The following is a 12,509-nucleotide window of genomic DNA, read 5'->3' on the forward strand; positions in this document are numbered from 1 at the left end:
GTTGACGAGGCCGGGCCAGAGGTTTTCAGGCCCCGGTGCACCCTGCACAGGCAGGTTTGGAGCCATAGATTACCTTTGAAATGCTTCACATTTCAATTTTTCATTCTGCGGAAAATGCGGTTTTTACCGAGTTTACGGCACGCTGCGGCGATTTTCAGGCGAGCGCAGCGTTAGCGTTTTTTCCTTTGAACAAGGTAAAAGGCTCTATTCTGATCAGGCTTCATAAAAGCGCCTTTTCCACAACCACCCCTGCTTCACGGGCATGGCAGGAAAATGCATTGCACGGCAAGGCCGCGGCGCCGTCTACAGACGCATCTGGCCGTCAGTGACGCCCAAGGCCCGCAAATGCAGGTAGACCTCGGCGCAGGCCTCGGCATCCGACCCGGCGTTGTGGTGGTTGAGCGCTATGCCGAAATGCTCGCAGACATGGTTGAGCTTCTTGGAAGGCAGGGGCAGGCTGCGCCGTGCACCCTTGAGCGTGCATAAAAAATGGAACCTGGGGGTTTCGGCCCCGGCCTCGCGGCAGCAGGCCTGCAACACGCGCCTGTCAAAAGAGGCGTTGTGCGCCAGCAACGCATCGGCCCCAGCCATGAATGTTTCCATTTGCGGCCAGACGTCGGCGAAGGTGGGCGCGTCTTTAAGCATGGGCCAGGTGAGCCCGTGGATTTCCGTAAACATAACCCGTGAGGACGGCGGGCGTATCAGACTGTAAAGCCGGTCCACAACGCGCCCGTCCTCAATGCGGGCAAGGCCCACAGCGCAAGCGCTGTGGGCCGCATACCCGGAGGTTTCAAAATCTATGGCCACGCAGGGCGCGGCGTGTACAGCGAGCATGTTACTCCACGTTTTTTTCGGCGTTGCGCGCGCCTTCGGCCAGACGGGCCATGATGTAGTCACGCATGTGGGCGTCGTCGCCTTCAAGATTGAAGCAGCGTGCGTCCTCGTCCATCAGGCCATCGGGCACAAAGTCGCCCATGTCTTCAGCGTCCGTAACCATGTTGTTGTAAAAGCAGACAGACAGCCAGCGGTTATCCGGTTCATCGTCCACCACGTCAAGCAGCACAAAGAGTTCGCGCTTGATCTGGGCGGCGTGCCGGGCGCGCAAAGAGTAGCTCACGCCGGGTCTGGCCTTGAAGGTAAAACTCATACCGCTGTGCGCGGCCAGAAAATCCATATAGGCTGTAAAAGCCGCCTTGACATTCTGGGGATCGATTTTCCAGCCATCAAGAAATTCCCGCAACTCCTGCGAACCCGTGACGTTCATATCTGCTCCAGTTGTTTTATCTACCCCACTGCCAGGGCGGAGTGCCTATTTTCAGGCCCCATATGCCCCGTTTTTCCACAACAGCCTGGTGTTCCTGTATCATCCAGCGGCGGCAAAAGATAGCCCTGCAATTTTGTCTGTCAATCCAGGCCAGGCCTTCCATCACCAGCTGATAGTTAACGGATGCGCCCCCAACCTGGATAAGCGCGCTTATGGTGCCCGACTCGCTCTCGCCCACGGGCTCCACCGTTACCCTTGAGCCACGCGGCATGATCTCGGCAAGGCGTTGGCGGGCCTCTGGCCCAAAGGGCTGATTCAGGGTCGGGGCCTCAATGCCATAAAACCGCAACACCACCTCAGCATCGTCGCCCTTGTCTGTCTTGTTGACGGTAATGGTGTTGCCATCCTCCACACGAACAACCCTGGCGTCCCAGGCAAGAGCCGGGAGGCTTCCCCAAGCAAGACAGATGGTCAGACAGAAACAAATGATCCTGATCAGCATACACCCCCCGGTGCGCGTCTTGAGTACTTTCACGTTGTAACGCCCAGGCGGTTGCATGGGCGGCAAACGCGCAGAGATGCAAACGCAGCCTGGCCGTTAGAGCATTTTTACCTTTGAAAAAGGCTGCATGCCCCACTACTGCACTCGAGTGCAGCGCGCCGCAACGTGGCGTGGATTCGGACGAAAATAGCGTTTTTCGAAGAAAAAATCGCTCCGCCCTTGAGGATGTATACCCTCAAGAGCGCTTTGAACAAAAGTCCAAAACCGAAAGTCTATTATACAGGCGTCGATAACTCAAAAACAATGCCCGTGCCGCAAGCCCTTTGTCAAGGCGCGGCACGGGCGTATTGGTAAGATGAGTATTCTGTTACGAAGGCTTTTGCCTTCGGGCGGCGCGGGTTGCGCCCCGCTCCATGCCGTGCAAAAGGCTCAGACGGCCCTGGCGCGGCAGGCAGGCAACGCAAGCCCGCCCATGCAAGCTATCCCCAGACAGAGCGGCCTACCTGATAGGCCGCCAGCGCGACCACGTAGGCTACGGCAGTATTGAAGACCATGCTGAAAAGCAGCCAGCCCCAGCTTCCCGCCTCCTGCTTGATGACCACGAGCGCCACAAAGCAGGGAGAATACATAAGCACGAACAACATGAGAGAAAGCGCCGTGGCCTTTGACCAGTTGCTGTCGCTCTTCAGGCGTTCGGCCAGGGGAGCGGCGTCTTCCGGGTCCTGCGCGCCAATGGCGTAAGCTGTGCCAAGGGTAGACACGATGGCTTCCTTGGCGGCAACGCCTGCCAGCAGGGCAATGTCGGTACGCCAGTCAAAGCCCACGGGCTGGGTGGCAGGTTCGATGGCCTTGCCCAGGCGTCCGGCAATGGAGTAGGCCAGTTCTTCTTCACCCATTTCGTCACGCACGCCAGTCAGCTCTTCCTCAAGGGCGGTACGCTCTTCAGCGCCTTCGGGGAAGGCGGCGATCTGCGCTTCAAGCTGCTCGATCTTCTGTTCGAAAGGCGCGGCCATTTCTTCGGGCATCTTGGGGAAGGTCATGCCCGCCCAGATGATGATGGAAATGGCCACCAGCACGGTACCGGCCTTTTTAAGATACATCCAGGCGCGTTCCCAGCAGTGCAGCAGCAGGCTGAACAGGGTGGGCATGCGGTACGGCGGCAGTTCCATAACAAAGGGCGTCGCTTCGCCCTTGACGATGGAGGAGCGCAGCAGGCGCGCCACCAGCAGGGCCATAACCCAGCCCACAAGCATGATGAGGAACATGACGGTGGGCGCATTATCGGGGAAGAATGCGCCAGCCAGCATCAGAAAGACCGGCAGCTTCGCGCCGCAGGCCATGTAGGGCAGGGTCAGCAGGGTCGCCAGTTTTTCCTTGGGGCTGCGCAGAGTACGGGTGGCCATGGCTCCGGGGATGGCGCAACCGCCGGCAATGCCGCCGGAAATGATGTAGGGCATGACCGAAGCGCCGTGCAGGCCGAAGAAGCGGAAGATGCGGTCCATCATGTAGGCCACACGGGCCATGTAGCCGCTGTCTTCCATAAAGGAAATGAGGACAAACATGATGAGGATCAGCGGCACAAAGCTGATGACGCCGCCCACACCGGCAATGATGCCGTCCACGACCAGGGATTTGGCAAGCCCTTCAGGCATCACGTCGCCCAAAAACCCGCCAAGCCAGGCAAAGCCGTCTTCGACCCAGCCCTGAGGATACGCGCCCACCTCAAAGGTGACGTAGAACATGAAATAAAGCACGCCGATCATGATCAGCGGGCCGAACAGCGCGTTGGTGAGCACTTTGTCCAATTTGTCGGAAAGGGCCAGGCGGTCCTTGCCGGGGTCCTGCTGGAAAACGCCGTCACGCAGGATGCTGCGAATGTAGCCATAACGATGGTCCGTAATGAGGGACTCAAGGCTGGCATTCAGCGTGGCGCGCGTATGGTCTGCGATTTTTTTACGCAGGCCTTCAAGCTCGGTGGTGGTTTTGGGGTCGGCCTTGCGGACTTCATTCAATATAACGTCATCCCCTTCCAGCAGCTTGAGGGCTACCCAGCTCGGCAGGTAACGATCGGTCAGCAGCTTGGCGGCGACAATGCGTTTTTCAAGTTCAAGCAGCGCTTCATCAAGCTCCGCGCCGTAAGAAATGCGCATAGGTTCGCGCTTGCCCTTCTGGCTCAGCTCAACGGCGGCTTCCATAGCCTCCTTGAGGCCTTCGCCAGTGCGCGCCACCATGGGCAGCACAGGGATGCCCAGCAGGGCGCCCAGGCGATCCATATCAATATGCACGCCCGAATTGCGCGCTTCGTCCATCATATTGCAGGACAGCACCAGAGGCGTGCCCATTTCAAGCATCTGCACGGTGAGAAGCAGGTTACGTTCAAGGGCCGAGGCATCGACCACGTTGATGACCGCCTGCACGTTATCGCTGGCAAGTTCCTGCCGGGCCACAAGTTCTTCCTGCGAATAGGCAGTCAGCGAGTAGGTGCCGGGCAAATCCACCACGATTACGCGCGTACCGTTTACATTAATGTGGCCTTCTTTTTTATCAACGGTAACGCCGGGGTAGTTGCCCACATGCTGGCGAGCGCCGGTATAGCCGTTAAACACCGTTGTCTTGCCGCAGTTGGGATTGCCAGCCAGGGCGATACGCAGGGCATGGCCGTGGTGGCCATGCTGCCCGTGGTGGTCATGCTCATGCTGACCGTGCGCTCCCACGCCATTCTCCAAATCTTTTGTCTCACTCATGCAAGTGCCCTCCCGCTCCGCTAATGACGCAAAAAAACCCGTGCAGATCACGAATCATGATCATGCCGGAAAACTTGCTCATACTAGCCGTCCTGGAGCTCTGATTGTGACAGTTCCTGGGCGGGCACCATAGAGTCCTGCGCACGCCCGCCACCGCCATTTAATGACGTCTGGGTTCCCCGAAAAAAATGAAAATGAATTCCAAAGTCCTAGCGGGTTTATATGGTTGCCGAAAAAATGTCAAGCGGACTGAAATTTTTTTTGCCCGTTCACCGCCTATCCAGCCAAGACATAAGAACATTTTTACAGTATTTAAAATATTCGCCCGACTGCGGAGTCTTCTTCCACAGTCGGGCGATTCACTGGAGCCATGAGACTCTCCTCTTGGGGATGATGCCGTCAAACCCTGAACGTCACCTCTGCCTATGAGCCACGCAGACATTCACGCAGGGAGGAGACGCCGCACGAATGCACCATTTGCAGGGGGATATTGCGCGAGCGCGCAACCTGCACGGCCTTGCGCTTGGCTTCATGAGAAATCTTGTTGGTAAAAACAATCATGGCGTCGGGATTGCCGATCTTTTCGATGAAGTTCCGCTCATTGCGGCTGATGCACTTGAGGGAATGCCCGTTTTCCTTGGCCGCAGCTATGTAATCTTTTTGCAACCTGTCCATGCCGCCTATAAGTGTTACGCACATGCTCTGCTCCTTGCTATGTCGGGCCCGCCGAAGCGGTAAGCGCCGGTATGGGTGAATCGCGTTGTCTTATTTGTAATTGAAATTCAATTTCAATGTCAAGCGAATTTATTCTTTTTCCCCAGTATTTTAAAAAATAATTTTATTAATGTATAACTGATTAATATTATATGTTTATTTAAAACACAAAAGCCCCCTTCGGTGTGAAGGGGGCTGTAATGACAGAGAGGCGCGAGGCCAGAGTAAATAATCTTTGAACGTGACGGTGTCTGCTGGCGTGATCCTTAAAGACTAGCTTCCAGATCAGACCACCCTTGAAATACTTCACATTTCAATTTTCCTTTCAGCCGAAAAATACGTTTTGGGCTGAATCTCCGCCACGTTGCGGCGCGTGTGCTTTTGCGCAGTTTTGGAGCGTGCCCTTTTTTTCAAAGGTAGTCGGCTCCCCCCTCCCCTTCCGCCTCAGATCAAACAACTCTTTGCGTTATAGCCACATACAATAAGAGTTTTAGGGGGTGGGGGCGTGGGACCCTTTTGCAAAGGGGCCCTCCCCCCCCAAAAACATTTCACCGCGAAATAGCTCAAACTATACGTCTACTGTTACTTCCAGCGGGCCATGAACTCTTCGGCGCTCTTGCCTTCATCAAGGTGCTTGAGCAAGGCGCTGCCAAAAACGACGGCATCGGGCCTGGCGTCGGCTGGCAGGGCTTCCAGCTGCGCCGGTTCGCGCAGGCCGAACCCCAGGGCAAGAGGCAGCTTGAAGACAGAGCGCGCCCGGCGCATAGTTTCCGCAACCTTGGGAGCCACATTGCTTCGCTCGCCAGTAATGCCCATAACCGAGACGACATAGACGTAGCCCTCGCCTTCGGCCGCATACAGAGCCATGCGTTCGGCGCTGGTATTGGGGCCAACCAGGGGGATAAGCGCAATACCCTCTTTTTTCAGGGCGCAGCGCAGGGGTTCTGCCTCTTCATGGGGCAGGTCGGGCACGATAAATCCGTGAACGCCGCCCTTGGCCGCGTCCTGCGCCAGTTTTTCATAGCCGTACTGCAAAAATGGATTGAGGTAGCCCATCAGCACCACGCCAGCCTGAATGAGGCCCTTGCGCTGTATGAGATCCGCCAGGATGCCGCGCAGATTTACGCCGTCGCTCAGAGCGCGCCGTGAGGCGTCTTCAACCACGGGACCGTCGGCCACCGGATCAGAAAAGGGCACGCCGATTTCAATGATGTCCGCGCCGTTTTCATCCAGTTCCATCAGTGTGGGCCAAAAGTCCGTCTGGTTGGGAAATCCGGCAGTAAGAAAAGGAATCAGAGCCGGACGCCCTGCGGCAGTGGCCTTACGAATTTTTTCTTCAAGCAGGTTCATGACTACACCTCGCCCTGCCCCTGGGCAAAACCCAGGGCCTTGTTGATGATGCCAAGGTCTTTGTCTCCCCGGCCTGAAAGATTGACCACCACCTGCTGCCCAGGTTTGAATTCATGCGGATGGTCCAGCACCCATGCCAGCGCATGGGATGACTCCAGAGCAGGCAGGATGCCCTCGGCGCGGCACAGACGCTGGAACGCGGTCAGGGCGTTGGCGTCCTTGACCATGCCGTACTGCGCGCGGCCGGTCTTGTGCAGCCAGGAATGCTCGGGGCCCACGCCCGGATAGTCCAGACCTGCGGAAATGGAGTGTGAAGGTTCCACCTGGCCGTCGTTGTTCTGCAAAAGCATGCTGTACGCGCCGTGCAGCACGCCAGGCGTGCCCAGGTTGAGGGGGGCGGAGTTGAAGCAGCCCGGTTCGCCGGTGCCTGCCGCCTCCACGCCGATAATACGCACGCTCGCGTCTTCAAGGAAGGGATGGAACATGCCTATGGCATTGGAGCCGCCGCCAACGCAGGCCACCACGGCGTCTGGCAGCCTGCCGGTTTTTTCAAGCATCTGGGCGCGGGTTTCACGGCCAATGACGCTTTGCAGTTCACGCACCAGCAGGGGGAAGGGATGCGGCCCGGCAGCCGTGCCGAAGCAATAGTGGGTGGTTTCCTGGCTGCTGATCCACGCGCGAAGGGCTTCGTTAATGGCGTCCTTGAGGGTGCGGGTTCCGCTTTCAACAGGGTGGACGATAGCGCCCAGAAGCTTCATGCGCATGACGTTGGGGGACTGGCGCTCCACGTCTTCAGCGCCCATGTAGACCGTGCATTCCATCCCCAGACGGGCGGCTGCGGCGGCCGTAGCCACGCCGTGCTGCCCCGCGCCGGTCTCGGCCACAAGGGCCGTCTTGCCCATATGTTTGGCAAGCAGCGCCTGCCCCAGCGTATTGTTCACCTTGTGCGCGCCCGTGTGCAGCAGATCTTCCCGCTTGAGCCAGAGATCGAAGCCCAGCTCACGCGACAACGTGGGACAATGGGTCAAAGGGGTTTCACGTCCGGCATAATTGTGCAGCAGATCATGCAACTCGGCCTGAAAGGCCTCGGTGGGATAGATGCTGTGCATGGCCGCTTCCACTTCCATAAGGGGCGGCATGAGCAGCTCAGGCACAAAGCAACCGCCGAACTCGCCAAAATATCTGTTTTTCATGACAAATACCCATTGCCTTTCTGTTTGGAGGCAACCACCAGAGCGGCTGCCAGCTTTTGCGCATTTTTCAGGCCCGGCGCATCTTCAACGCCGGAATTCAAATCTATGCCGTCAGGTGAGCAGAGGCGTATCGCCTGTCCCACATTATCCGCACTTAACCCCCCTGCCAACAGCCAAGGATGCGGGGCAGGCAGATGGCTCAAATCCTGCCAGTCCAGGCTGGCTCCGCTGCCGCCCCCTGCGAGACCAGCGTCAAGCAGATAGCAGGCGCAGGCCCCGGCATGCTTTTGCAGTTCATTATAGAGCAGTGCCCTGTGACAATAACGGCCCGGCCAGATGACCCGTATGACCCTTTGCACTCCCACGACCCTGGCGCACTCCACATCCTGTTTGCCGTGCAGCTGGGCCATGTCCAGCCGCGCTTCAGCCATTATGCGGCATATTTCATCCGCTGTCTGGTTCACAAAAACACCCACGCGCAGCATTTTGCCACTTTCAAGGGATGCCACATGGGCCGGAGTCACATTCCGTGGACTGGAGGCATGAAAGATGAAACCGCACATGCCCGCCCCCAGTGAGGACGCCGTATCCAGATCCTGCTGGCGGGTGAAGCCGCAGACCTTAATGAGCATGACCGCCGCCCTCCCCCGGTGTCGACCGGCTTTCGCCAAGGACGCGCGCATCGTTCGCCGCTTCTTTCAGCAGCCTGGACAGTGCGCGCCCCGGCTGCGCCCCCTCCATAAGGGAACTGCCCACAAGCGCGGCGTGGAAGCCAGCCTGTGCGGCTGCCAGCAGGTGTTCGCCCCTGCCGATGCCGCTGGCGGCTATCCAGGTTTCGCCTTCCTGCGGGGGGCAGGCGCGGGCCAGATCCAGAGCTGCCGCCCTGTCTGTCTTCAATGTTTCCAGATCGCGGGCGTTGACCTGTATGATGCGCGCGCCGCTCTCACGCGCGAGCAGCAGGTCTTCACGGTCAAAAACCTCTACCACTGCCTGCATGCCGTGGCTTTCAGCCTGTTCGCGCAGGGCACGCAACGTGGCCGCATCCGGCGTCAGGCGCACGATGAGCAGAAGGGCCGATGCCGGGGTAGCCGCCGTGGCAGCCACCTGCAAGGGATCAAAAATGAAATCCTTGCGCAGCAGGGGCGGACGCGCCCCCGCGTACAGACCTGCGGCCGCCGCTCGATCAAGATACTCCAGGCAGCCACGAAAATGCGCGGCTTCCGTCAGGATGGAGAGGCAGGCGGCTCCTGCCGCGGCATACTGGCGCGCCACCTCTTCCACCTCAAGGCTTTCACAGATTATGCCGCGTGAAGGCGAAGCCCTTTTGTATTCCGCCACCACCGTCAGGGGACGGCCCTCAATGACAACAGGAGAACCGGATGCGCCGCGCAGAGCCGCCAGAAAATCCGGACGCGGCCCCTCAAGAGGCGCGGGCATGCCGCCGTGGTCTGCCAGCAGGCGCAGGGCGTCCACCTCTGCCTGTTTGGCCGTACGAAAGCGCTCAAGCAGCATGCAGCACCTTCCTGCCGAAACCGCCGCTCACGGCTTCGCGGGCACGGGCCATACACAGGGCCATGTCCATATTTTCTTCCAACAGGTAGATGGCCAGGCCCACATTGAGCGTGACCATGTCCATCATGGCGCGCGGCCCGTTGCCGTCCAGAATATCCTTGAGCACGGCCACAGCTTCTTCCTTGCCGTCGACCGACAGGTCTTCAACCTTGCAGGGTTCGATGCCGAACTCCGCAGGATCAAGGGTCATCTGCGTCATTGTGCCCGCGTGGAGCACGGCCATCTGGGCAGGGCCAATGGGCGTTATTTCATCATAGTTGCCAGCGCCGCAGACCACGGCGGCCCGGTAAAGCGGCGACTGCAGGAGGGTTTCGGCCACAAGCTTCACCAGTTCCGGGCGGGCCACACCCATGAGCAGGTGGCTGGGCCGGGCCGGATTGATCATGGGGCCAAGGATGTTGAAAAGCGTCCGCACGCCAAGTTCCTTGCGCACAGGGCCGATATTGGCGAAAGACGGGTGAAAATACGGCGCGAACAAAAAGGCGAAATTACGCCGTTTGACCATTTCGGCCACAGAGGCCGGATTGTTGTCCAGAGCGATGCCCAGAGCCTCCAAAGCGTCGGCGCTGCCGCACTTGGAAGAAACGGCGCGCCCGCCGTGCTTTACAACCCTGTACCCCATCCCCGCCAGAATGAGGGACGTGGCCGTGGAGCAGTTGAAAGAGTTGCGCCCGTCGCCGCCGGTACCCACCACGTCAATGGTCGTGCCGGAGATGCCGTCCACGCGCACTGATCTGGCCAGGGCGGCGCGGGTGGCGTGGGCCAGCTCAAGGGCGCTTTCGCCCTTCATGCGAAGCCCGATGAGAAAGCTGCCAGCCTGAGCCGGGCTCATTTTGCCGTCCATAAGCGCGGCAAAACCGGCTGCCGCCATCTCTGCACTGAGGTCTTCCCCGCGGGCCAGCGTGTCCAGAATGGTCGCAAAGTCGCTGGCATCGCTCCCCGCGCCCATGACGGACTGGGGGAAGTTGCCGAGCAGCCGCAAACCGTCGGGCGTCAGCACCGATTCGGGATGAAACTGCACCCCGACCCAGGGGCGGTCATTGTAGCGCAGGGCCATTACTTCGCCTTCCGGGCCGCGAGCCGTCACCGTGAACCGGGGATTTTCAGCGTCCTCATCGGCGCGGACCACCAGCGAATGGTAGCGCCCCACCCGCATGGGGTTGGGCAGGCCCGAGAACAGGCCCGTACCGTCGTGCACGATTTCCGACTGTTTGCCGTGCATGATGCAGGGGCCGACCTCTACCCGCGCCCCGGCGTGCAGGCCAAGCAGCTGATGGCCCAGGCACACGCCCAGCACTGGAATCTTGGGGCTCAGGCGTTTGAGGAATTCAGGGCAAAAGCCCGCACTGGCAGGATGCCCCGGTCCCGGTGAAATGCAGACCATGGCAAGTTCCGGGTTCGCGGCCATTTCCAGCACAGCCGGGTCGTCATTGTGCAGCACCACAGGCTTGTGCCCAAGGGCGTAGAACGCCTGCACAAGATTGTAGGTGAAGGAATCGTAATTATCTATGAGCAAGAACATTTTCTTCGTCCTCCGCACGCAGGGCCAGGCGCATGATGGCTGATTTATTGCACACTTCATTCCATTCCATATCCGGGTCCGAGTCGTGGACTATGCCCCCGCCCGCCTGCCAGAAAAGCCTGTTGTCGCGCAGCCACATACTGCGGATGGTGATGCCCATATCCAGATTCACGCTGTCCTTGTCGAGCCCCAGCCAGCCGATGCAGCCCGCGTAGGGGCCACGGCTGCGTCCTTCAAGCTCGCGGATGATCTGCATGGCGCGGATCTTGGGCGCGCCGGAAACCGTGCCCGCCGGAAAGGTGGCCGCCAGTACGTCCAGAGCGTCCAGCCCCGCATCCAGACGGGCCGAAACCCGGCTCGTGAGGTGCATGACGTGGGAGTACCGCTCCACTTCCATATAGCGTTCAAGAGTCACCGTGCCGGGGCGGGCCACGCGGCCAAGGTCGTTGCGGCCCAGGTCCACCAGCATGACATGCTCCGCCCGCTCCTTGGGGTCATCGCGAAGTTCGGCAGCCAGGCGGGCGTCTTCCAGGTCGTCCGCCCCGCGCTTGCGCGTGCCTGCGATGGGCGAAAGCTGCAGGCAACCCGCAGTGCAGCGCACCATGACCTCAGGCGAAGAGCCGAAAAGCGTCAGCTCGGGAAAAGACATGTAGAACATGTAGGGCGAAGCGTTGAAGCGGCGCATGCGCCTGTAAAGCTCAAAGGGATTGCCCATGAAGGGGGTGGAGAACCGCACCGAAGGCACCACCTGGATGGCTTCGCCCTGGCGCAGCATCTCCTTGATCCTGCGCACGAAGTCCTTGTAGCCCTCTTCGCCGGGTTCTGCGCACACCTTGTCCGGGTCGATGTCCGGCCCGGGGCCCCTGGTTCCGGCGCGCGGCTCCAGAGACTGGCGTGCGCTTTGCAGGGCGCGGTGTTCGCCAAGGCTCACCTGACAGAGCCGGTTGTACAGATGGTCAAAGACCAGCACCGTGGCAGGCAGCATGAGTATGCAGTCGGCCTCGTTTTCGGGCATGATGCTGGCAAGGCTGGGATTGAAGAGCCCCGCCATGCCAAAGCCAAGGTAACCGTACAGGGCGCGGGTGATGGGCGGCAGACCGGCGATATTTTCCGCCGGGGCGATTTCAAGGCGTCCCATAAGCTCCCGCAGCCCCTCCACAAAGGGACGGCCTTCAAGGCCTGCGAGGGACGACAGCCTCTGGTCCTTCACATCCAGAACCAGCTTGCCCTCGCGGCAGAAGATGAAGAGGGCCGGGTCGCAGGCAAGGATACTGTAGCGGCCCCAACGGCCATCAACCTCGGCGCTTTCCAGCAAAATGCCGTTGCCCGCGCCCACCATGCCCATAAACAGGCTGATGGGCGTATCCATATCCGCTGGCAACCAGCGGGCAGACTGGCGCAGCGTAAGCGAGTGCAACTTGTCACCGTTCTCTTTCATCTGCCGCATCCTTTGGGTTTTAAACATACAAAAAAAGCGCCGCCTCCTGGGGGAGACGGCGCCTGAATACAGCTATGCCAACGTATCGGAACTATTTAGCCCGCACGTCTCCCCCACGCAGTTGATTGCGCCACCACCAGCCCTGAAGGCTGCAAGAAATGGTGTTGGAGAAAGAGTTCATGCGACTACCTGATTCCTTTACTTTTTTGC

General features: G+C 59.4%; 12 protein-coding genes. 1 reads left to right on the top strand and 11 read right to left on the bottom strand.

The window, feature by feature from the left end:
* Positions 1–80 precede the first annotated feature (80 nt).
* Complete coding sequence (locus BCS36_RS03990) at positions 81–329, top strand: hypothetical protein (RefSeq protein ID WP_291301618.1); 249 nt, start codon at positions 81–83, stop codon at positions 327–329.
* Here BCS36_RS03990 and BCS36_RS03995 read toward each other — a convergent pair.
* From BCS36_RS03995 to BCS36_RS04045, 11 genes are all read right to left on the bottom strand, one after another.
* Positions 304–834, bottom strand: a complete 531-nt coding sequence (locus BCS36_RS03995) for a 3'-5' exonuclease (RefSeq protein ID WP_291301619.1) — start codon at positions 832–834, stop codon at positions 304–306. The genes BCS36_RS03990 and BCS36_RS03995 overlap by 26 nt on opposite strands.
* 1 nt (position 835) lies before the next feature.
* Positions 836–1,264 (bottom strand): hypothetical protein, encoded by a 429-nt coding sequence (locus BCS36_RS04000; RefSeq protein WP_291301620.1) that lies wholly within the window; start codon positions 1,262–1,264, stop codon positions 836–838.
* Positions 1,265–1,280: 16 nt separating this feature from the next.
* Complete coding sequence (locus tag BCS36_RS04005; RefSeq protein ID WP_291301621.1) at positions 1,281–1,766, bottom strand: thermonuclease family protein; 486 nt, start codon at positions 1,764–1,766, stop codon at positions 1,281–1,283.
* Between the two features lie 479 nt (positions 1,767–2,245).
* A complete protein-coding gene (gene feoB / locus BCS36_RS04010) occupies positions 2,246–4,510 on the bottom strand; it encodes a ferrous iron transport protein B (protein WP_291301622.1) in 2,265 nt (754 codons plus the stop codon).
* Between the two features lie 423 nt (positions 4,511–4,933).
* The gene (locus tag BCS36_RS04015) at positions 4,934–5,209 is read right to left on the bottom strand and encodes a DUF2325 domain-containing protein (RefSeq protein WP_291301623.1); all 276 of its coding nucleotides are present in this window, start codon (positions 5,207–5,209) and stop codon (positions 4,934–4,936) included.
* A 597-nt stretch (positions 5,210–5,806) separates the two neighbouring features.
* A complete protein-coding gene (gene trpA / locus BCS36_RS04020) occupies positions 5,807–6,574 on the bottom strand; it encodes a tryptophan synthase subunit alpha (RefSeq protein WP_291301624.1) in 768 nt (255 codons plus the stop codon).
* A gap of 2 nt (positions 6,575–6,576) precedes the next feature.
* The gene (gene trpB, locus BCS36_RS04025) at positions 6,577–7,767 is read right to left on the bottom strand and encodes a tryptophan synthase subunit beta (protein ID WP_291301625.1); all 1,191 of its coding nucleotides are present in this window, start codon (positions 7,765–7,767) and stop codon (positions 6,577–6,579) included.
* The gene (locus BCS36_RS04030) at positions 7,764–8,399 is read right to left on the bottom strand and encodes a phosphoribosylanthranilate isomerase (protein ID WP_291301626.1); all 636 of its coding nucleotides are present in this window, start codon (positions 8,397–8,399) and stop codon (positions 7,764–7,766) included. Before BCS36_RS04030 ends, trpB begins: the two co-directional genes overlap by 4 nt.
* Positions 8,389–9,279 (bottom strand): indole-3-glycerol-phosphate synthase, encoded by an 891-nt coding sequence (locus tag BCS36_RS04035; RefSeq protein WP_291301627.1) that lies wholly within the window; start codon positions 9,277–9,279, stop codon positions 8,389–8,391. Before BCS36_RS04035 ends, BCS36_RS04030 begins: the two co-directional genes overlap by 11 nt.
* Positions 9,269–10,861, bottom strand: a complete 1,593-nt coding sequence (gene trpD / locus BCS36_RS04040) for an anthranilate phosphoribosyltransferase (protein ID WP_291301628.1) — start codon at positions 10,859–10,861, stop codon at positions 9,269–9,271. Before trpD ends, BCS36_RS04035 begins: the two co-directional genes overlap by 11 nt.
* Positions 10,842–12,299 carry an anthranilate synthase component I family protein gene (locus BCS36_RS04045; RefSeq protein ID WP_291301629.1) on the bottom strand — a complete coding sequence of 486 codons (1,458 nt, stop codon included), beginning with the start codon at positions 12,297–12,299 and terminating at the stop codon, positions 10,842–10,844. Before BCS36_RS04045 ends, trpD begins: the two co-directional genes overlap by 20 nt.
* Positions 12,300–12,509 lie beyond the last annotated feature (210 nt).

Origin of the sequence: Desulfovibrio sp. MES5 (assembly GCF_002237645.1) — a bacterium.
GTDB lineage: Bacteria > Desulfobacterota > Desulfovibrionia > Desulfovibrionales > Desulfovibrionaceae > Desulfovibrio.